General features: G+C 40.0%; 24 protein-coding genes and 1 pseudogene. 20 read left to right on the plus strand and 5 right to left on the minus strand.

What is annotated here, in order from left to right; all coding sequences use genetic code 11:
- Positions 1-9 precede the first annotated feature (9 nt).
- From traJ to EZ444_RS04180, 7 genes are read left to right on the plus strand one after another with little or no spacing between them, the layout of a single operon-like run.
- Positions 10-1,197 (plus strand): conjugative transposon protein TraJ, encoded by a 1,188-nt coding sequence (gene traJ / locus EZ444_RS04150; RefSeq protein WP_131607465.1) that lies wholly within the window; start codon positions 10-12, stop codon positions 1,195-1,197.
- Positions 1,198-1,209: 12 nt separating this feature from the next.
- The gene (gene traK / locus EZ444_RS04155) at positions 1,210-1,836 is read left to right on the plus strand and encodes a conjugative transposon protein TraK (protein WP_131607466.1); all 627 of its coding nucleotides are present in this window, start codon (positions 1,210-1,212) and stop codon (positions 1,834-1,836) included.
- Positions 1,833-2,054 (plus strand): hypothetical protein, encoded by a 222-nt coding sequence (locus EZ444_RS04160; RefSeq protein ID WP_131607467.1) that lies wholly within the window; start codon positions 1,833-1,835, stop codon positions 2,052-2,054. The genes traK and EZ444_RS04160 overlap by 4 nt, the downstream gene beginning before the upstream one ends.
- Before the next feature lie 25 nt (positions 2,055-2,079).
- On the plus strand, positions 2,080-3,132 hold the full coding sequence (gene traM / locus EZ444_RS04165; RefSeq protein WP_131607468.1) for a conjugative transposon protein TraM: 1,053 nt from the start codon (positions 2,080-2,082) through the stop codon (positions 3,130-3,132).
- Position 3,133: 1 nt separating this feature from the next.
- A complete protein-coding gene (locus tag EZ444_RS04170) occupies positions 3,134-4,198 on the plus strand; it encodes a hypothetical protein (protein ID WP_131607469.1) in 1,065 nt (354 codons plus the stop codon).
- Between the two features lie 19 nt (positions 4,199-4,217).
- A complete protein-coding gene (locus EZ444_RS04175; RefSeq protein WP_131607470.1) occupies positions 4,218-5,225 on the plus strand; it encodes a hypothetical protein in 1,008 nt (335 codons plus the stop codon).
- A 58-nt stretch (positions 5,226-5,283) separates the two neighbouring features.
- A complete protein-coding gene (locus EZ444_RS04180) occupies positions 5,284-5,466 on the plus strand; it encodes a histone H1 (protein WP_131607471.1) in 183 nt (60 codons plus the stop codon).
- A 127-nt stretch (positions 5,467-5,593) separates the two neighbouring features.
- On the opposite strand, the gene EZ444_RS04185 is transcribed toward EZ444_RS04180, so the two are convergent.
- The 3 genes from EZ444_RS04185 to EZ444_RS04195 all read right to left on the minus strand — a co-directional run bounded on the left by EZ444_RS04185 (position 5,594) and on the right by EZ444_RS04195 (position 7,504).
- Entirely contained in the window at positions 5,594-5,983 is a 390-nt protein-coding gene (locus EZ444_RS04185; protein WP_131607472.1) for a hypothetical protein, read from the minus strand.
- Positions 5,984-6,095: 112 nt separating this feature from the next.
- Positions 6,096-6,854 (minus strand): hypothetical protein, encoded by a 759-nt coding sequence (locus EZ444_RS04190; RefSeq protein ID WP_131607473.1) that lies wholly within the window; start codon positions 6,852-6,854, stop codon positions 6,096-6,098.
- Positions 6,854-7,504, minus strand: a complete 651-nt coding sequence (locus EZ444_RS04195; protein WP_131607474.1) for a hypothetical protein — start codon at positions 7,502-7,504, stop codon at positions 6,854-6,856. The genes EZ444_RS04190 and EZ444_RS04195 overlap by 1 nt, the downstream gene beginning before the upstream one ends.
- 651 nt (positions 7,505-8,155) lie before the next feature.
- Here EZ444_RS04195 and EZ444_RS04200 point away from each other — a divergent pair.
- Genes EZ444_RS04200 through EZ444_RS04210 form a run of 3 tightly spaced genes read left to right on the plus strand, consistent with a single transcriptional unit; the run spans position 8,156 to position 11,702 of the window.
- Positions 8,156-9,379: an ABC-three component system protein gene (locus tag EZ444_RS04200; RefSeq protein ID WP_131607475.1), complete on the plus strand. Its 1,224-nt coding sequence runs from the start codon at positions 8,156-8,158 to the stop codon at positions 9,377-9,379.
- 2 nt (positions 9,380-9,381) lie between these two features.
- Positions 9,382-9,834 carry a three component ABC system middle component gene (locus EZ444_RS04205; protein WP_131607476.1) on the plus strand — a complete coding sequence of 151 codons (453 nt, stop codon included), beginning with the start codon at positions 9,382-9,384 and terminating at the stop codon, positions 9,832-9,834.
- On the plus strand, positions 9,831-11,702 hold the full coding sequence (locus tag EZ444_RS04210) for a DUF3732 domain-containing protein (protein ID WP_131607477.1): 1,872 nt from the start codon (positions 9,831-9,833) through the stop codon (positions 11,700-11,702). The genes EZ444_RS04205 and EZ444_RS04210 overlap by 4 nt, the downstream gene beginning before the upstream one ends.
- A gap of 94 nt (positions 11,703-11,796) precedes the next feature.
- Here the strand turns inward: EZ444_RS04210 and EZ444_RS04215 are convergent.
- Positions 11,797-12,180, minus strand: a pseudogene (locus EZ444_RS04215) (lipocalin family protein); the annotation flags it as partial.
- A gap of 276 nt (positions 12,181-12,456) precedes the next feature.
- Between EZ444_RS04215 and EZ444_RS04220 the strand changes: the two are divergent.
- Both EZ444_RS04220 and EZ444_RS04225 read left to right on the plus strand, forming a co-directional pair.
- Positions 12,457-12,894: an Hsp20/alpha crystallin family protein gene (locus EZ444_RS04220; RefSeq protein WP_131607478.1), complete on the plus strand. Its 438-nt coding sequence runs from the start codon at positions 12,457-12,459 to the stop codon at positions 12,892-12,894.
- 66 nt (positions 12,895-12,960) lie between these two features.
- Complete coding sequence (locus EZ444_RS04225) at positions 12,961-13,257, plus strand: hypothetical protein (RefSeq protein WP_131607479.1); 297 nt, start codon at positions 12,961-12,963, stop codon at positions 13,255-13,257.
- Positions 13,258-13,385: 128 nt separating this feature from the next.
- Here the strand turns inward: EZ444_RS04225 and EZ444_RS04230 are convergent, their stop codons facing one another.
- Positions 13,386-13,802: a hypothetical protein gene (locus EZ444_RS04230; protein ID WP_131607480.1), complete on the minus strand. Its 417-nt coding sequence runs from the start codon at positions 13,800-13,802 to the stop codon at positions 13,386-13,388.
- 167 nt (positions 13,803-13,969) lie between these two features.
- Here EZ444_RS04230 and EZ444_RS04235 point away from each other — a divergent pair, with 167 nt between their 5' ends.
- From EZ444_RS04235 to EZ444_RS04265, 8 genes are all read left to right on the plus strand, one after another.
- Positions 13,970-14,608 (plus strand): UPF0758 domain-containing protein, encoded by a 639-nt coding sequence (locus EZ444_RS04235; protein WP_131607481.1) that lies wholly within the window; start codon positions 13,970-13,972, stop codon positions 14,606-14,608.
- 298 nt (positions 14,609-14,906) lie between these two features.
- Positions 14,907-15,461, plus strand: a complete 555-nt coding sequence (locus EZ444_RS04240) for a hypothetical protein (protein WP_131607482.1) — start codon at positions 14,907-14,909, stop codon at positions 15,459-15,461.
- Between the two features lie 188 nt (positions 15,462-15,649).
- Positions 15,650-15,823 (plus strand): hypothetical protein, encoded by a 174-nt coding sequence (locus EZ444_RS27125; RefSeq protein WP_165503523.1) that lies wholly within the window; start codon positions 15,650-15,652, stop codon positions 15,821-15,823.
- Between the two features lie 11 nt (positions 15,824-15,834).
- Entirely contained in the window at positions 15,835-16,914 is a 1,080-nt protein-coding gene (locus tag EZ444_RS04245) for a DUF932 domain-containing protein (RefSeq protein ID WP_131607483.1), read from the plus strand.
- Between the two features lie 42 nt (positions 16,915-16,956).
- The gene (locus EZ444_RS04250) at positions 16,957-17,175 is read left to right on the plus strand and encodes a hypothetical protein (RefSeq protein ID WP_131607484.1); all 219 of its coding nucleotides are present in this window, start codon (positions 16,957-16,959) and stop codon (positions 17,173-17,175) included.
- A gap of 45 nt (positions 17,176-17,220) precedes the next feature.
- Entirely contained in the window at positions 17,221-17,589 is a 369-nt protein-coding gene (locus EZ444_RS04255; protein ID WP_131607485.1) for a hypothetical protein, read from the plus strand.
- Positions 17,590-17,647: 58 nt separating this feature from the next.
- Positions 17,648-18,022: a hypothetical protein gene (locus EZ444_RS04260; RefSeq protein WP_131607486.1), complete on the plus strand. Its 375-nt coding sequence runs from the start codon at positions 17,648-17,650 to the stop codon at positions 18,020-18,022.
- Between the two features lie 7 nt (positions 18,023-18,029).
- Positions 18,030-18,611 (plus strand): hypothetical protein, encoded by a 582-nt coding sequence (locus tag EZ444_RS04265; RefSeq protein ID WP_131607487.1) that lies wholly within the window; start codon positions 18,030-18,032, stop codon positions 18,609-18,611.
- Positions 18,612-18,636 lie beyond the last annotated feature (25 nt).

The raw sequence follows: 18,636 nt of genomic DNA on the forward strand, positions 1-18,636 counted from the left end.
CGATAATTTATGATCAAGACATTTTTAATCACCGCATTTTTTGCGGTACTGGCCACGCTTTTGCCCATGCTGTCCTTTGGGCAGAGTGGTGGTGTAGATTGGGCAGGATATATTGGCGGGATGCAGCCGGTACTGGATAATGTGTACCGGGATATGCTGCCGTTATGTAGTAAACTGATCGGAGTGGCGCGAGGATTGGCGGGTTTTGGTGCCTTATGGTACATCGCTTCCCGTGTCTGGCGGCAAATTGCTGCTGCAGAAGCGGTGGATTTTTATCCATTGTTGCGACCCTTTGCCCTGGGGATGGCCATCATTTTATTTCCTATGGTCATTTCCGTAATGAACGGGGTATTACAGCCCGTGGTCTCGGCTACCGGGAGTATGGTGAAGGAGTCCGATAAAGCGATTTCAACCTTGCTCAAACAAAAGGAAGCTGCGGTAAAGAAGAGCAGGCAATGGCAGATGTATGTCGGGGAATCCGGGCAGGGAGATAGTGAAAAGTGGTACCGGTTTACACATCCTAAAGATCCAGATAGAACAAAAGAAGGGATTTTTGAAGGGGTAGGAAATGACATTAAGTTCTGGATGGACAAGAGTTATTACAATTTCCGAAACAGCATCAAGCAATGGATGAGTGAGGTATTGCAGGTCTTGTTTGCAGCAGCCGCGCTTTGTATAAATACTGTCCGGACCTTTCATTTGATTGTGCTGGCGATTTTGGGACCACTGGTCTTCGGCTTTGCGGTCTTTGATGGATTCCAGCATACACTCACGATCTGGCTGGCGAGGTACATCAACATTTTTATGTGGTTGCCGGTGGCGAACATCTTTGGGACGATCCTGGGACAAATCCAGCAAAACATGTTAAAAATTGATATTTCGCAGATTGGTTTGGAGGGAGATACCTTTTTCAGTCCTGCCGATACCGCATATTTAGTGTTCCTCATCATTGGCATATTCGGCTATTTCACTGTGCCAGGGGTAGCGAATTACATTGTCAATGCGGGAGGAGGGAATGCCATGCTATCCAAAATCAATAGCCTGGTAGTCAGCGGAAGTCAGGTGGCTGGTGAACAGGTACACAAGGGCAACAATATGCAGCAGGATGCTTTCGGCGATATGGCCAGGAAGATGTCCGGCTCTTTTACATCCTCTGGAGGTAGCGACTATTTCAAAGACAAAGTATCTGGTAAGTAAAACTTTTCAACTATGTTCAAACAACTTAAAAATATAGACAGTGCTTTTCAGCACATTAAAAAGTTCAGCCTGTTTTTCCTGCTGGCCAATGTGGTGACACTTTGTTTTGGGATTTATAAATTCTGCGAGGTCATCCGGGCAGAAAGGCAAACGGTTCATGTATTGTACAACGGGAAGCTTTTGCAGGCTTTTGCTGCAGACCGTAAAAGTAACCTGGAGGTAGAGCTACGCGATCACATCAAGACTTTTCACCAGTATTTCTTTAACCTGAGTCCCGATGATAAGGCGATTCAGGGTAGTATGGTTAAAGCGCTGTACCTGGCGGATCAAAGTGCCAAGAAAGCCTATGATAATCTGCGCGAGCAGGGTTATTATAATAACCTGATCTCAGCCAATATCTCCCAGGAGATTACAGTGGACAGTACCAGGCTGGATATCAATGTTTATCCCTATGCTTTTACCTGTTATGCGACTCAGAAATTGTCGCGATCCAGTAGTACGGTATTTCGTAAGCTGGTTACTCAGGGAACGGTAAGGGACTTGAAAATCCAGACGGACAATAACCCGCATGGCTTTTTAATACAAAACTGGGAAACATTATTCAATGCAGATGCAGCGGGTAAAAAACCGGGGTTATGAGGCTATTTAATAAAAGAAAAAAGCGGCCTTTAAGCAGCAAGCAGGAGCAGACTGCCGGAAGAATTGCCTTGGCCATACTGGGTTATCAGCAGCGTGTAGCGGATTACCTGAATGGTAAAACCGAAGGTGTTTCCAGTAAAGGCTGGCTGATCCTGCTGGTGCTTTTTTGTGCTGGTTTTGGGACTTACTGCCTGAGCTTAATGCTGCAAATCCTTTAATCATTCACCATTAAAATTATTTGATATGAACAAACAACGAGTAGACAAGCGCAGGATTTTATTGATCCTGCCTGTACTGGTACTGCTGTTTTCAGCACTGGCCTTTTATGCCATGGGTTGGGGAAACCCTGAAAAAACTGATGCTGAGACACAGCCCAAAGGAATTAATGCCAATCTGCCGGATGCGCAGTTTAAAACACAGGAACCAAAAGATAAAATGGGCATTTATAAGCTGACCGAAAGTGGTGCGGATACCAGTAATGGTATGGAAGCAGTAGCCGGACGGTTTGGGTTTGCACCAGTGGAAGACCCGCAAACCAGGCAGATCAATGAAAAACTGGCAGCCATCAATAGGGAAATCAATAGCCCGGTTGCGCCAGCTAAAAGTTATGAGGAGCTAACAAGAAGAACGGCTTTTTCAGCCGATGCGCCAATGGGTAAAGATGTAGCCAGGCTGGAAAGCCTGATGAAAAACATGCAGTCACCTGCCGAGGAAGACCCCGAAATGGCACAACTGCATTCGCTCATGGATAAAATCATGGCGGTGCAGAACCCTGAACTGGCCAGACAAAATTTGAAGCCTGTTGCCGCTGATGTGGATAGCCTGTTTAAAGCCATTCCTGCGGTCATTTCGGGTAACCAAAAGGCCGTGCAGGGTTCAGTGGTAGAACTCCGGTTGCTGGATACTGTCCGGTTAAACGGGCAGCTCATCCCCAAGGGGCACCTGGTATTTGGCCTTGCAGAGTTCAGTAACCAGCGCCTGAATTTGCAGATCCGCAACATCCGGCTGGGTACTTCCGTCATCCCGGTCAACCTTACGGTGTTTGACAAACGCGATGCTATGCCCGGGATTAACGCACCGGAGGCATTGTTAACAGATGCGGTAAACAGGGGGAGTGTAGATGCGGTCAGCAGTATTGGCTTGATGGGTTTTGATCAGAGCCTGAGTACGCAGATAGCCGGGGCGGGACTGGATGCAGCGAAATCTTTGTTTAATAAAAAAGTAAAAAGGGTTAAGCAGAAATTGAAAGCAGATTATCCTTTACTGCTTCGGGACAATACCAAAAAGCTGAAATAGCATGAGCAGCCAAGTTAACCGGGCAATTGTACTTTGCGAAAACTGGCAGGATAAAATGATCATGCTGGAAGAGGTGTTTGGTCGGGATATTGAAAAAGACATCACCAGGCAGAAGTATGATTTTTTAAGTTCAGGGGTGGGGCGTATTGCTAAAGGCGCGAGTCCGGATGAAAAGCTGGTGCTGGATATGGTGAAAAAAACAGTGAATAAGCTGGAAAAACAATTGTATCCGAACCCGGTGATCCGTGTTCTGCGGAGGCTTAAGGCGGTGATGTTTGACCGGCCTTTACAGGCGGCTAAGTTTAAGAAGTTACGAAACGAGAACCTTGCAACCCTTAGCAGTGCAGTTGGAGCAATGGGGCTAAATCCTGACCTGCTTCAGCTGGATAGAAAACTTGATTTTGAACGGGCAAAGACTTCGATTGAACTGATTTCTCCCTGGGGTAGTAGTAATTATCAGGTGAAGGTGAATTTTGAAAAAGACCTTTCCGGTAAATACCAGATGTCCAGCTATACGGGGATGCTGAAAGATCCGCTGAACCCTGGGCAGAACCGCTCTTATACTTTTGATGTGGGTTTGGGTATCAATGCCAGGGAAGCTGCGAACCTTTTACAAGGAAGAGCCGTGCTGCAATATTATTCAATCGGTGGAGACCGGATGGCTTCCAAATGGATGCAGCTGGATTTCGAGAACCTGACTGCTGATGGCATTCCGCTTTTAAAAGAGACCCCGGCTGATCATGATTTCAATTTGAGGCAGGAAGTGAGCCGGATTGCTGAGGTATTGAATAAACCGGAACTGGCTAGTGTACGAGCACTTAATGGAATGGAACAAGGTAACCAGATTGCTTTAAAGCAGGCAAATGGTAAAACCACCTATTTGGAAGCCAATCCTTTGAATAAACAGGTGCTGATTCTCAATGAAAAACAACAGCCAATTACGCTGGAACAGTTGAAAAAGCAAAAGGAAGCTGCTTTAAAGGTGAAGCCTCAGCAGGTTAAAACCCGGGTAAAGAAAATACAGCGCAACAAGAAACAACAGCAGGATCAATCCCTGCACATTTAGTTAATTAAAAATATTTAAGATGAACAGAAATTCATTGGAAGATTTTAGGGAGCAGGCGGCTGCCCTGAAAATGCCTGCCGGAATGCAGCAGGCGATCGAAAAACAAATGGAGAAAAACCTGGAGACTATTGCAGTAACTGCAAAATTGCCTTCACACAAAGGGCATTTGGAAGTTACTGCTCACTTGAAAAGAGGTGCCGGAGATTCGGAGTATTATTTTTTCAATAAGTATGATCTGGCTTATAATAATAAGGTAAAGCCTTTGGGGAATGATTATCAGTATGCGGTGAGAACTGATGTCAAAGATGGTGTGGTATTGGAAAAACCATTGCTTCGCAGGTTTGACAGCCCTATCGCTGCGATAGACTTTTTTAACAAGCAGAAAGGCAATAGTGAATTGTTTACGGGCAAAGTATCAGAAAATGGAAAATTGACCGGAGGTCAGTCGCTGGCAACGATGAACGATGGCAAGGTAGATTATGTTACCCGTGATTTTCAGGGGGCTTATCGCAATACTGTGGTAAAAAATACAGTGTATGTAAATAAGGGTGTTGGATTCAATATGACTCAAAGCAGTAATATGCTACAGGGGGGGGCGGCCCACCGGGATGATCTGGTTAGTCGTGCGGGGGAACAGTACCAGGCCTGGAATGTCTATAAGTTTGATGAACCCCGTGATAAGTATGGGAATCTATTGGTCAAGCAGTATGGTGAGGGCTATCCTTTTAACCTGGAAATAGAGTTATCTAACTATAGGATTAAGGAGTTGGACAGTCCGGAGAAATTCAATGCTATTGTGGTCGCTATGAAAGACGGGGAACGCCCGGTTGTTACTGCATTAACGGAGACGGGGGAACAAAAGAAGTTACAGATGGAAGCCGCTCCACGTTTTGGTAACCTGAACTTCTTTAGCATGGACTATAGGCCTGTCAATAGGGAGCAGTTTCAGAAAGTGGTGAAGCAAGGAAAGGATATTTCTGCTGGAAAGGAGAAGGGGGCCTCCCAAAGCCAGGAAATGACGATGTAGCGCATTTGGCGTTTTAAACAATTAATTTATAAATTCACCCCCTTAAACTATATTTATTATGTCAGCATTTGAAAAATTGAAAGAATTGGTAGCTGCTACTGAAGCAGATGCAACAGCTTTTTACACTAAAGGAAATAAAGCAGCGGGAACTCGTTTGCGTAAAGCCTTCCAGGATATTAAAGTTTTGGCTCAGGAAGGACGTAACGAAGTTACTGAACTGAAAAACAAAGAGAGTAAATAGCAGTATAACTGTTTTGGGAAAGGGCTGGCGGTTTGATCTGTCAGCCCTTTTGTATTTTTTGTCGTATGTATTAAGGCTGTAGGATTTATTATCCTTATGAAGGACAAGGTATTTTAGGAAATAAACACTAAGCAGAATCAGAAACAGGCAGGGTTGACGGTTCTTGAATACCTTTCTTCGCCTCTCCAATGGCAGCATCTACTGCATCCCTGTCAACTTTCAAAATCTCTTTGATGATGCCTAGCAATTCCATTCTTACCTCAACATCCATGTAATACAGAGAAGAGTGACTGGGATTATTAGGTTGTCCAATTTTTTCAGGTGTTCTATTCGTTGGTGTATGCTCTAGTCTTGTTATCTCTTCTATCTTTTTAACTTGACCGACGTTAAGTTCGAAAATTCGATAATCGTTCTGATTCCTGAATTCATTCTTATTGAACTTATATGTTAAACCACTTCGGATCAGGCATTCTTCAGGCGTAGTGAATTTGTTCCAGTCCACAGACCATCCTGACATATCCGGTCCAAACATATTTGCACTTGGTTCCGAATTTGCCTTGAATTGATTTACATGAGCTTTCCTATATATTAAGCAGTCATCACTGAATTCGCCAAAATCTTTCTTCATTCTATCCTCTTGCTAGAAATTTCATCCATTTTGAAAGATGCTCATAATTGCAATCGAGAGGAACATTTCCTTTGATCGAGAGCTCTTTATTATTAAGGTCACCAAAATAGTACGCAATTGGGCGTTTTTCCGTTTGTCGTACATTGATTAACAAACGAACATTTTTCAAAGACCACTCAAAATCAATAGAACCATCTACTACGGGATTGATTTTGGGGCTAGAGATAAAGTTTCCCGTCTCTCTGCTCACTTCCAGTAAATAAGATCTTATCCGATTTGTGCTTTCATTGAATAGTTTTTCATCAATAGGTTTAGCCTCTTCATCATCCCAACCTTCTTCAAGATCTATTATGCATTGGGATTTCTCCACAGCATCTTGAAAACTTCTATTTGTAAGAGCTTCTATTTGAGAAACAACTAATTGAGCGAAATTCTCGTGATACTTCGTGAAACCAACACGGTTAATCGGTTTGAGCAGATAATCATCAAAAATTGACTGAAAACCATTTTTGACATTTATACTGGCGGCAACGCTATAAATGTCGGTTTGGTCCATAAAGCCTGTGAGACTAGTTGGTTCAATAATGAATCCGCTATATCTATCCATCTTAGGCAAATTAAAATGGCTGCCTTGTGTCAAACACGCTCCCACACGACCATATTTGGATCGAGTGACTTTAGCATTTTGTTCAGGAAATATCGAGTCCTCCACAGTTGTAGGAAGCCATTCAGGCAGTTTACTGTCTTCTGAAATAATCATTAGTTCCCAAATTCAATAAACTTAAACAACTCTCCACAATCAGTCATCAGCGTTTCCTGTTTTTCGATTGCCCTGTCAATCTGTGATCGCAAAGCATTTAAGTCTGTAAGATCCATGCTGATAAAAGTAGTCTGATCATCACCATTATCAGAATAAACAATCTTCAACTGCTGAGTGATCATCGCATATCGGCCCCCTTCAGCAACGTTACCGTTAAATACTGGACGTATATCGGTAATTAAATTACTACTTCTATAAATGTATTTGGAACTTGTATACAGGCCAATGGCCTTATGATTGATCATGACTTTCGCTGAATGATCAAAAATATATTTTAACTTTCTGACGAACTCTGGATTTTCAGGGTCGATATCTACATTATTGACAGAATAGGAGCTTAATAAAGACTTAGCAAGATCTTCATGATCAGAATTTTCTATCAATAAAAAGCCCATTCCAAAAATGGTTTGAGAAATATCTTCGATGTCAGAAATGTTAGTTTTCTCCAATAGGTGGAAAAAGTCCCTGGGTTTAGCAGACACGTCAAACTCTAGCATAGCTTCAGCTATAAGCTGCAATTCCCTGTCCGCAGTATTAATTAATTTTAAGAATCCCTTTGAAAGCGTTTCAGGGATAAAAAATTTAGCCATATTTGTTTTTCTAATGCTTAGTTAAACAAACGTTTATCAAATATGTTCAACATTCAGCATAATTTCTTCAAGTATAAATATTTTTCAATTAAAAATTACTATTTCAATATCCTTTTTCAATTCAACTAAAGAGTTCGCTCTCCTGAACCACTTTTGCTTTGTTAGGAACATTAAATCTAAATCATAAAGATATGTCAATAATAGCAAATAGTCATTAAATACAGGTGGCTGTTGTGGAGGAGATTTTGGCCTTTAAATTTATAGACAGAGATCGTTAAAAATGGAAAGTAGTATTTTATTATGAATTATAGCAATTTGTGGTTTCCCTACCGAGATAAGTATGTATAAAGTAATTTAAAAGCAAATAGAATTCATTTCTGCCTCAATTAAATTTGTATTATGCTATAATGTTCAGCCGTAACAAGATCTCTTTCTTCAATATTTTGGAAAATAGTTGTTTTTTTAACATTCTGACGGGATCTTAGGGATTTAAAGGAACTTTTCTCGCATTGGAAAGAGTTTTCTGTAATCAAATCAATTTTATTGTCAATAATTCGAATTTACGCTATCAATAAACTCATTAATCATTCCTAAGATATTTTTTTATTATATATTTGCTATCACGTCTATAAACTCTAAATTAACACTCATATGGCGGAAAATAGATCGGTTCAAGAGCAATATACAGCTGGTCCGCAAGCAATAGGGTTCGATTATCAATTTCTTTATTTTATGTATCTGGCGCTCAACCTCAAACATGGTGATATAATTGGGTTTGAAGTAAGGGATGATGTTCACATTGAACAAAGTGACGGAACCGTTGTATTGTTTCAGGGGAAACATTCTATTCAAAAAAATGCTAGTGGAGAAATTAAAAATCTAACTGCGCTGGACAGTGATTTATGGAAAACGATTAGCAACTGGGTTGATATGGTTCAGGCGGAAAGCAGCCAGTCTGAGTTTCTCAAACAGCATTCGTTTGTTCTGTTTACCAATAAAAATGAAAATTTTAATGAATTTGTGAGTGCTTTAAATACTTACAAGCACGACCAGAATTCAAGCTTGGTCATTGATGTCCTGAAAAAACTTCAAAAAGGGACAAGTGATAAAGCCATAAAAGCGTATCTGAAGAATGTCATCGGGCTTAAAGTAAAAGAATTAAAACTGTTTCTGAATAAACTCACCATTGAGACAAGTGAAGATAACCTAATCGATAAGATTAAGAATAGGATATTGGAAACAGCAAGAAATCCCGCAATAGTTGAAGCTATTTTTGAAAGTTTATATACCAACATGCAAGTAGCCAAATATTTGGATATTAAAGAAGGAAACAAATTCGAACTAACATTCCAGGATTTTAATAAACGATTTAACAGATGCTTCCTTCCTGCTTATAAGGAAAAAAGCCTTCCCAGAAGAGAGTTCCCGATACTTCTTCCGGAAGATTTAGAAACACAGACATTTGTTAAGCAGCTTATCGATATTGGAGAATTGAAGTCTGGATCCCAAGAAATTACAGAGTATACCAGACAGATGTTGAAGGTCATTAACCAGTTTGCGTGGTGGGGGCAAGAAAATCTTTTACTACCCTTAGAGATTGAAGAATGTGACAGGAATGCTGTTCTGATTTGGAAGAATAAATTTAAAGCACAATATCGCGGTATACAACGGCAAATTGATGCAGGTATTGCTGTAGCTGATCTAAATGAAGATATTCAAAATTTAGCGATTGAAATTATTGAATATTTACGTGAACAAGATCTCTCAATATTGGAAGAAAAGTTAGGTATTGAGCTTAGTAACGGACATTTTTATGCGCTTTCTGATCAGTTACGTATCGGCTGGCATATGGACTGGGAAAACAAATATTCTTGAGCATGAAGGAAATTTATTATACATATAACAACGAGGCGATTGGAAGTTGCGTTTTTCTTTCTATCCTTAAAAGTGTACCGTCAATGGATATTGCTAGAGCTTGTCTGATTCTGCCATTTTTGTTAGATGACAGCACTGTTAATTACTTGCTTAGGAATGATATCGTTGAGGGTGGACTACAACAATTAGTAAGTGAACAAAGAAAATTATTTATATCCTTTAATAAACGTTATCTGGCATTACTGCCTGTTTCTATTAATTCACTCATGTTGTTAAACAAAGGCGAACTCATAGAAATCGGAAAAGAGATCACCTACAAATCTTCAGAAGATGTTGGGAACATCGCTTTAGGTAATAGATTTGAGAACATTCGAATGGCTATCCCGAAATTTATGTCGTTAACAGCGAGTATTAATACCGTTACGCTTTATAAGCTATTAAAAGTACAACTATGATATTTATTTTGCACGAAATTAAACTGTGGTTTAAAGATGAGGGGTCAACGCCTAAAAGTTATTTCTTTGAACCTAACAAGATAAATGTAGTCACTGGCGGTGCCACAACAGGTAAAACTAGTTTTTGGAGCATTATAGATTATTGCCTCTTATCTGATAAAGTTAGTATCGCTGAACCTATAAGTGATTCGGTTTCTTGGTACGGTATCAATTTTACGATTAACAGTAAGAAGATTTCAATTGTCAGGGCATCGCCCACTTCTGGTAATCCTATTTTAGCCGTGTGTTATAATGAAGGAGGTTTCCCAATTGATTTAGTTGCTAACAAGGAAATCTCACAGGTTAAGTCTATTTTAGATTTGGAATTTGGTATATCTGATGATTTGAGATTCCCACATGGTAAAGCAAAAGGGGGTACTCATTTTAATCTTTCATTCCGGTATTTCTTACTGTTTAATCTTTTGTCAGAAGATATTATCGGAACCTCAAAAACATACTTTGATACGACTTTTTTTGGTAAGGATGAATATGAAAATGCACTTGCCCATATTTTTGACCTGGTGATCGGGGTTAACGGTATGCAGAATCTTAAAGCCAATGAAAGGCTTTCAAAGGTCAATGCTGAGATCAGAAAAATTCAGAATCAACAAAAAAGTAATCAAAAGAAACAAAAGGATTTCGAGTTTAATACCAGAGTTCTTTTAGCCCGATCCAAGGAGTTTGGATTCGTAGACTATAATGAACAACCAGAATCTTTGCTAGAAGGTCTAGAGATTTTGGAGTCAGTCGTTTCCGGAACGAAAAAAGTAACAGAAAACGCACAGCTCTTTTCTGAATTAGATCAGCTTAATCAACAACGGTCACATATTAAAGTTCAGTTAAATGCTATTACACGTTATAAAACTGAGTTTGAACAATATAATAGGACATTGAATAAATGTGCGGATAGTCTACAGCCGATAGAGTATCTGAATCAAAACTTATCTAATCAGTTGGTGGAATCCTATGAAACTAAGCTTTTTGTGGATTCTCTTGAAGCTTCGCTAAGAAATATAAGGAACAATTTATCAAAGAATGTAGCTGAGCCTAAAAAGGTTTCTGGTGATACTAAAGTTTTACAGGAAGAACTGAAGATAGTAGAAACTAGAATTAGTCAATTGAGGAGTGTTCAAAAAGAGTTCGTTGCCGAAGCTCAACGATTTGTTAATCTTGGGGAAATCAAATTTGCGTACGAACAGCTTTTAAGCGGGCAGCATATTGAATTGATTGACACTGTAAAGCTAAATGAGCTGAATGATGAGCGGGCTAATCTGGAGAAGATTCCCAAAGATAATCAAGAAATTAAATTCAGTATGAAAGAGCTGTTGAACAGTAGTATTCAACGTAATTTTAACCTTCTCAGTTCTTTGCCTGCTTATGGTACTGCTAGGACATATTTTAATACTTCAGAGATGGTTTTGCAGCTTTTTCCGGCAGGTCAAATGTTTCCTCTGGATAATGTAGGTAGTAAATCAAATTATATGATGATGCATCTGTGTTTTTACTTAGGACTGCATGAACATATGATCTCAGTTGGTCAAGTCCATGTTCCTCAGTTTCTTTTCATTGATCAACCAAGTATACCTTATTATACAGATGGTGACAATATGGACAATGAAGACAAAACGAAGTTGTTGGATGCTTTTTCATTGATTAACTCATTTGTCGCACATATTGTTGAAACAAAAAAGAGCTCTTTTCAAATCCTTTTGGTGGAACATGCCCCTGAGAGTTATTGGAAAGACAATAACCTGGACTATTTTCATACCGTTGATAAGTTTGTGGAAGGGAAGGGGTTAATTCCAAATGATGTTTACAAAGGGAAATAATCCAGGGTATACATTCTTTGAAAGTAATTAAACTAATTAGCCTGATATCTTTATTTATATATTTTCTGAGTTTACGGCGATCATCGCCGTAAACGTTATAACCTGCATAAAATGGGCCGAAAAAGGAAACTTTTAATCTCGCCTCATCTGGTCGTTTTACCAGTTTGGCTTTGCCTATGCTTTGTTTCCATTGTTTTTTTACGGTGTCGTAGCCCCGGTTGTCTACCTGGATTTGACTCTTATCTTTTTCAGTATAGGTTGCAGTTACATTATTGAGGTTCTTTTCATATTTAAAATCAAGGCGGGCAATTTCATACCATTTGCCCAGGTAACGTTTGCTGTCAAATGGTTTTACTGCTTTGGCTCCCTTTGGTATGCTGACTTTGCAGGCATTGAAGAGTATGGCAAAGGCACCGAGTGCTAAGCTGAGGTATAATATGTTTTTTCCGGTATTGTTCATATTCGATATTGATTTCATCTGAAGGGGTATATGCTCCTGTTAAAAGATTCGTTACTTGACTAGGGTAACAATTGCAGACAAATATAGTTTCGGTGCTAAAGGTTTCAGTTGGGTTGAGCGTGAATTTTTGACATTCGGAAACTGAAATTTTTTCATTTTTTCTGAAAAAAATTCAGTCTGAGGGGGTGTTTTTGGCATTGGCATTTGGCTTGTAATAAGGTAATTGAACGCAAGTTCAAGAGTTTAATTAATTGTAAGTTTTAATCATTAAATCAAATTAAGGAGGAAAAACCTATGACACTGGTTAAATTTAATCCAAAAACTAACAACTCATTAATGCCAGGCTTTAATGATGTTTTCGATTCTGTTTTCAATGATACTTTTTTCTCGGACCGCATGATGACTAAGGTGCCTGCTGCGAACATTTCGGAAAGTGCAGATCATTTTCATGTGGAGCTAGCTGCCCCTGGCCTGAAAAAAGAGGATTTTAAGTTGAAGCTGGAAAGGGATGTGCTGAGTATTTCGGTTGAGCAGGTACATGAGGATCAGAAACAAGAGCGCAACTATGCGAAAAGGGAATACAGCTATAGTTCGTTTGTACGTTCTTTTACTTTACCTGAAACGGCTGATCAGAATGGAATTGAGGCTAAATACAATGATGGGGTGCTGTGTATTGATATCCCTAAACGGGAAGAGGCGAAAGTACAATCCCGCCAGATTGAGATTAAGTAATTAATGGTTTTAAATTTAGGTTAACCGGGCCGCTCTTTGGGGAGCGGCTCTTTTATGTGATAGAGGATGGAAACAAGGTATGAGATTTCGCTGAATATCAGAACGCTGAAAGGGATGGAGACTTACGGATGTTTTTGGCTTGGGAAGGATGAGAGGTTTGCCAGGTCTGTCTTTGGGTTGATGCAGGGAGAGGATTTGGTATTTCCGAGTGCTGTGATTACAATTGATTTGATAAAAAGGGAAAATGGTGTGCCTTTTCCACTTGGGTTAAGACACTGCAGTTATGAGCAGCTGGGTTGTAATGTGAAGTTAATTACTAAGGAGTTGTCTAAGCAATTGAATTTGGAAGGGGGCGAGAGTTAAGCAGGATTAGTCAGATCGTATAATTTTCAAGTCTTAAAATCAGAAAAACGCTCAAATCCGAAACGAACGGCCACACTTTTGTTGAGTTACCCAGTTTACCCGCTTAGATATATTGTCCTATAGGATTATCACTGATGTCGATCAAAGCGCCCCTGAATGTATTTGATCCGAATTGTACCTCCCTGATCCTGCCAGTAGTAATTATTGCAGGATTTCCAGAGCTTTTCTCTGTAATCTATATATGCATTTGTGCAGAAATCAGGATCAAAACCAAGGTCCTCTAACTCTTTTATTTCCATATACAATCCATTACCTTGTTCCAGTTGCTCTTTGTAGGTGTGTAAAATCCGATAATTTAATTTGATCTGGCTGAACGCTTTTGGAAAGAATTCGTTTTCTTTTGATCGTAATTCAGAGCGGATTCTGCTGTTGAAATTATTTTTGCAATCGACATTGCAATATTTTTTTCCTTCTCTTCCATAAACCTGTTTGCCGCAATAATTGCAGGTTGGTTTTTCCTGTTTTTGTGCTGATGTTGGTTCCATACGGTGTTTGGTTATTCGTTATAAACATTTGTTATCCGATAAATGTTTTTGGAAACTGTTAATTTAATTTGGAACGGTTAGTCGTTCTCTCTATCAGATAAGATCATTTTTTCTGCCTTTTTTTCTTTCGGATCGCTTGAATTTTGTTTCAACCAATTCTTAAAGTTATGAAAAGACAAGTTTTAGCCTCGGAATCATTTTCGCTTAAAAACAGGCATTATTTCCTGGATTTCAAGCGTGCAGAGAACAATAGTAATTATATACAGATCACTCGGAGTGAGCAGCAAACTGATGGTAGTTATAAGCGCTGGGAGGTGATTGTTTTTGAAAATCAGTTTGCTGAATTTATTCAGGCTTTTTCTTCGCTGTTCCAGAGTGCTGCATGGTATGGTGCAGATTATAAAGGGATGAAAGAGATTCATGCCGAGGCCAAAGCGGCAAAGGGTATCAAGGGGATGGCACCCGAAGATCGGCCGAGGGAAAGGCTGATGGCATTGGGAGCTGCACAACTTGAGGATGCAGAACTACTGGCGATACTGATCGGTTCGGGTACCCCAAATGAATCTTCAATTGTACTTGCCCAGCGTATACTGGCTGGGCAGGGTGCAGACCTGGCTGGTTTGAAAGGCATGACGCTGGAGCAGCTTTGCAGGTTCAAGGGTATGGGGATTGCCAAATCCTGCAATGTGCTGGCTGCATTGGAGTTGGCAGCACGTCTATCCCCGGAATCTGCGCCCAGCTATAAACCTGTATACATCTACCGTCCACCTGGGCAGGAGCCGGGCGATTTTTTTGAGTATAGCTAGTCTGTTACTTTTTTACATCATTTTTCGAAGGTTTTTTAAGATTATTTAGTCGGTAAGTATTAGGCTGTTTGTGTCGAAATTTCTGATCCGCAGGGCTTACCTAGTCAAGGCGGCTCCGCTTTGCTCCGCTGGTTTTGAAAAAATAATCTCCACACCTGCGCTTCGCTTGGGTAGTATTTTTTTTCCAAAAGCCTTGCCTGTAATCCCTTCTAAATCAGGTGAGGGTGCTTAACAAAAAGCCAGGATAGGCTCCTGCCGAAGGGTAGTAGGCAGGTTGGAAAATCTAAAACCCATAAAAATGGAAACTAAAGTAAAAACAGGTGCAGAGGTTAAAGGAACTAACGCACTAGCAGACAAAAAAGCCCCTCAGTTTGTAGCGGGTAACCCGGTAAATGCGGTATCGCAAAAGGGGGACACGGACAAAGAACCAAAAGTTGAAAGTGTAAAAAGTGGTTTTGTAGATGCTGGTCAGGTGGCTGAAAAGCCGAAGGCCGAACCTTCAAAAATGGAAATCAAAGCCAGTATTGCGGAAAAGATTGCTGAACAAAGGGCGATACTGGAACGCCACATTAAACTCGGGGATGATTTGGCGCGTAAGATCAGGCACAGGGACAATTTAAAAAATATCATTACCACGCTGGAAGAATTCGAATTGGTTTTAAAAGACAATGCGGACGAAACAGACGGGAATTATTATCAGGGTTGTATGCTTACGATCAAAGATGACAACGGTAAAACCTTTACTACTAAAAACCCTACGATTATTAAAGGGGTGGCCGAGCAGGTGAATAGCCTGTGCAGCGAAAAACTCGAAGAGGTCGAAACCGACATCGTTAACCTTATTCCTGCTTAAATATGTTGCGCCCCTGTTTAGGCGGGGGCGTCAATATTCACCTAAATATTTAAGTATGGAAAAGGCATTTATTGAATTCCTAGACCATGTGTATGAGCCGGGGTATGGCTTGGAGTTCAAGGAAAATAACCCATCGGCATTTTATCAGCAGTTGGAGAGATTTAGCCAGCTGCCTAAAATTCCTAAATATGAAAAGTCAAATTTTATATATCATCGTTCGGGTAGAGGTCGAAAGCAAGACCGATTGCCTGATGGAAACGGTAGCCGAAATTGAAGGGGAAACCAATTACAGTTTTGAGAGTACCGAAAACGTGAAGGTACTGGAAACTGAACTTTTAGCAACTGGATTTAATTACCCTTAATTTTTACAATCATGTCACATAACCTTAATTATAACAGCAATACGAAAGCGCATAGTTTTTTCAGTGTGAAAGAAAAAGCATGGCACAATCTGGGGAAAATCATTGAGCATTACCCGACCAGTAGTGAGGCTATAGTTTACGCAGGATTGAATTTTGAAGTGGAGAAACGACCGCTTTTTACCTGTGATTCAGAAAACTTTGCAGTTTTTAACGATGTGGAAACGGACGAATATATGAACAGCTTTGAGCCGAATATTATAGTTCCGGATTTCTTTTCTACAATGAGAACTGATACCGATGAAGTATTGGGCTTAGTGGGGAAGGATTACCAAGTGGTTCAAAATACAGAGGCTTTTGGTTTCTTTGATAGCATAGTGGGCGGGGGGACTGGTATTAAGTATGAAACGGCCGGATGTCTCGGACGTGGTCAGGTTATTTTTATCACGGCCAAACTACCGGATTTTATTCGGGTTGGGCGTGAGGATTTAATTGAGCAATATCTTTTTTTAACTTCTTCGCATGATGGTTCAGGCAGTATCAGCATAGCTTTTACGCCTGTGCGCATTTGCTGTGCGAATACGCTTAATGCTGCTTTGAAACACAATTCGGGTTGTATTAAAATCCGTCATACGGCAAGTGCTGCGGATAAACTGAAACAGGCGCAAATGATGTTAGGTATATCAAACAGCCTTTCTATTGAAATGGAGGCTATTTATAACCGCTGGTCTCATGTGCGTATCAGTGATCCGGAATTAAAACGCCTTATTCAACTGGCTATGGTGCCCAACCGTGAAACGCTGGAAAAACTGCGCAATTTTCAGGAGGATGAACTTTCCACACAGTTTAACAATATCGTAGAGAATGTGTACGAGTATGCAATGGCAAGTCCTACCCAGCAAATGGATACCACAAGGGGTACACTGTTTGGGGCTTATAATTCGGTAACAGGGTATTTTCAGAATGTGCGCAATTACAAGGATGATGAAAGCAAGTTTAAATCCATTATGTCAGGTACTGCACTAACCCGTACGCAAACCGCATTTGATTTGTGCATGGACTTTACCAAAACAGGGGCAAGCGCCTTGAATTAACTGATTATCTAATGGGGGAGTATTCCCCCTAAATTTCGAATCATGAAACGATATATAGTCGATAATGAGGGGAATCTGTTGGAAGTAACAGATTTAAAGGCGGCAATATTTCAGGTGGCCATGTACCTCACTTACGAAATCAAGAATCCTACTAAGGAGGAGGAAGCATTTCATAAGAAACGTTTAAGCTACTGGAAAGATATTTATAGCAAACTGGTGATACTCAAACAGGATGCTGATAAAGCTACAGCTATTAATTAGTTTATCTAGTCATGGGCGGGTTTCCGCCCCTTAATTCTAAAATTGATGAAGCCAATTATAAAACTCAATACTAAAGAAAAGGCCAAATTGTTACATGCGCTTTTTCCTAATGAAATACCGGTGTTTTTAAACTATCTGCAAAAATTCTGTACGCACTTACACGAACGGCAGGAAGGTTATGAAAAATTATGGAATCCCCGGTTAATGCATTTTGAAAGATGGCGGGTGACTTCGGGTTATATCCTGCAACTTTTGGAAAGCAAACGTTCAAAACTGGAATCCAGTGCAGAAGCATTTGCAAACCACTTGTTTTTCCTGGATTATGCGACCATAACCCTAAACCAGTTAACCAATACGCCGAGACGGAATGTTATAACCAAAGGTTTAAACTGGCCCTTCCGATGTTTTTCTTAAATGTTTTTAATTCTTAAATGTTAATCAAGGGCAATTTTTGCTCTTTAATTCTATGAACATGAAACCTATACATAAATTAAAACTACATCAAAAAATCAACATCCTTTATAAGTTATATCCTGCCTCTATTGTTGAATTCACCGATTATTTAAAAGCCTGTGCAATTGAAACTATAGACGAAAGAGAAGAAGCAGCCGAAGCATGGGGTAAAAATGTCGTTCAGCAGGACTATTGGGTTTTACTGGCGATGAAAACCTTTGACCGTATCAAACAATACGGGGAGAGTTTCTTTTATTGCCGAAAGTTATTTACGAAGCAGCTATTCAAAGGAAGTGTATGCCTGTTTACCGTTCATACTTTATTACGTTACGCAGAAACTGAAAACTGCTCGCATAAGTTTGCACAATCGGTAAAGCTGTTTATTGAAATTTAAGCTGGTAATGAGAAGGATTAAAGGAATCAATGTGCTGAAAGCTGGGCTTTTGGACTTTGCCAAAGAAATCATTTACAGCTTAACCTGTGAATTGCAGCGTATTAGTCGGAGGGTAGAAATTGCCGAACTTAAATTCAACCCTTTTTCAGGTGAAGTAAGTATCTATATGGATGCCATCCGATTGGATGAAAATGTGGAGATCATTTTGGACACGTCATTTGCTGATACAACTGACAAATTCTTACGGAGTAGTATTTCAGATTTGGAAATTGACTTTTTTGGCTTAATTGACCTGTTGGAATTGTTAAAAGGAGTAGAGGGAAAAAATGGCGTTTTTCCCTCTATTTTAAAACCCGTAAATGGCGAATATATTACTCATGAGGAACAGGACAGAGACGCATGGGTTTGTATATGTGGTAATATGCCCAGTTATAATGGTTTTTATGCCTGTGATGAAGATGGTGACCTGATCGAACCGGGAAACGAATGGGAATATTTTTACAGGTGCGAATATTGCGGGCGCGTGATTGATGACCGGAATCTTCTGGTTATTGGCATTAATTTGAACCCTAATAACGAAGAAGAATAAGTAAACGGTTTTATTTTAATCTGCC

This window comes from Pedobacter hiemivivus (assembly GCF_004331685.1).
GTDB classification, from domain to species: Bacteria; Bacteroidota; Bacteroidia; order Sphingobacteriales; family Sphingobacteriaceae; genus Pedobacter; species Pedobacter hiemivivus.

Coding starts and splice junctions, on each gene's coding strand:
- traJ (WP_131607465.1), top strand. CDS start 10: ATGATCAAGACATTTTTAATCACCGCATTTTTTGCGGTACTGGCCACG.
- traK (WP_131607466.1), top strand. CDS start 1,210: ATGTTCAAACAACTTAAAAATATAGACAGTGCTTTTCAGCACATTAAA.
- EZ444_RS04160 (WP_131607467.1), top strand. CDS start 1,833: ATGAGGCTATTTAATAAAAGAAAAAAGCGGCCTTTAAGCAGCAAGCAG.
- traM (WP_131607468.1), top strand. CDS start 2,080: ATGAACAAACAACGAGTAGACAAGCGCAGGATTTTATTGATCCTGCCT.
- EZ444_RS04170 (WP_131607469.1), top strand. CDS start 3,134: ATGAGCAGCCAAGTTAACCGGGCAATTGTACTTTGCGAAAACTGGCAG.
- EZ444_RS04175 (WP_131607470.1), top strand. CDS start 4,218: ATGAACAGAAATTCATTGGAAGATTTTAGGGAGCAGGCGGCTGCCCTG.
- EZ444_RS04180 (WP_131607471.1), top strand. CDS start 5,284: ATGTCAGCATTTGAAAAATTGAAAGAATTGGTAGCTGCTACTGAAGCA.
- EZ444_RS04185 (WP_131607472.1), bottom strand. CDS start 5,983: ATGTCAGGATGGTCTGTGGACTGGAACAAATTCACTACGCCTGAAGAA.
- EZ444_RS04190 (WP_131607473.1), bottom strand. CDS start 6,854: ATGATTATTTCAGAAGACAGTAAACTGCCTGAATGGCTTCCTACAACT.
- EZ444_RS04195 (WP_131607474.1), bottom strand. CDS start 7,504: ATGGCTAAATTTTTTATCCCTGAAACGCTTTCAAAGGGATTCTTAAAA.
- EZ444_RS04200 (WP_131607475.1), top strand. CDS start 8,156: ATGGCGGAAAATAGATCGGTTCAAGAGCAATATACAGCTGGTCCGCAA.
- EZ444_RS04205 (WP_131607476.1), top strand. CDS start 9,382: ATGAAGGAAATTTATTATACATATAACAACGAGGCGATTGGAAGTTGC.
- EZ444_RS04210 (WP_131607477.1), top strand. CDS start 9,831: ATGATATTTATTTTGCACGAAATTAAACTGTGGTTTAAAGATGAGGGG.
- EZ444_RS04220 (WP_131607478.1), top strand. CDS start 12,457: ATGACACTGGTTAAATTTAATCCAAAAACTAACAACTCATTAATGCCA.
- EZ444_RS04225 (WP_131607479.1), top strand. CDS start 12,961: ATGGAAACAAGGTATGAGATTTCGCTGAATATCAGAACGCTGAAAGGG.
- EZ444_RS04230 (WP_131607480.1), bottom strand. CDS start 13,802: ATGGAACCAACATCAGCACAAAAACAGGAAAAACCAACCTGCAATTAT.
- EZ444_RS04235 (WP_131607481.1), top strand. CDS start 13,970: ATGAAAAGACAAGTTTTAGCCTCGGAATCATTTTCGCTTAAAAACAGG.
- EZ444_RS04240 (WP_131607482.1), top strand. CDS start 14,907: ATGGAAACTAAAGTAAAAACAGGTGCAGAGGTTAAAGGAACTAACGCA.
- EZ444_RS27125 (WP_165503523.1), top strand. CDS start 15,650: ATGAAAAGTCAAATTTTATATATCATCGTTCGGGTAGAGGTCGAAAGC.
- EZ444_RS04245 (WP_131607483.1), top strand. CDS start 15,835: ATGTCACATAACCTTAATTATAACAGCAATACGAAAGCGCATAGTTTT.
- EZ444_RS04250 (WP_131607484.1), top strand. CDS start 16,957: ATGAAACGATATATAGTCGATAATGAGGGGAATCTGTTGGAAGTAACA.
- EZ444_RS04255 (WP_131607485.1), top strand. CDS start 17,221: ATGAAGCCAATTATAAAACTCAATACTAAAGAAAAGGCCAAATTGTTA.
- EZ444_RS04260 (WP_131607486.1), top strand. CDS start 17,648: ATGAAACCTATACATAAATTAAAACTACATCAAAAAATCAACATCCTT.
- EZ444_RS04265 (WP_131607487.1), top strand. CDS start 18,030: ATGAGAAGGATTAAAGGAATCAATGTGCTGAAAGCTGGGCTTTTGGAC.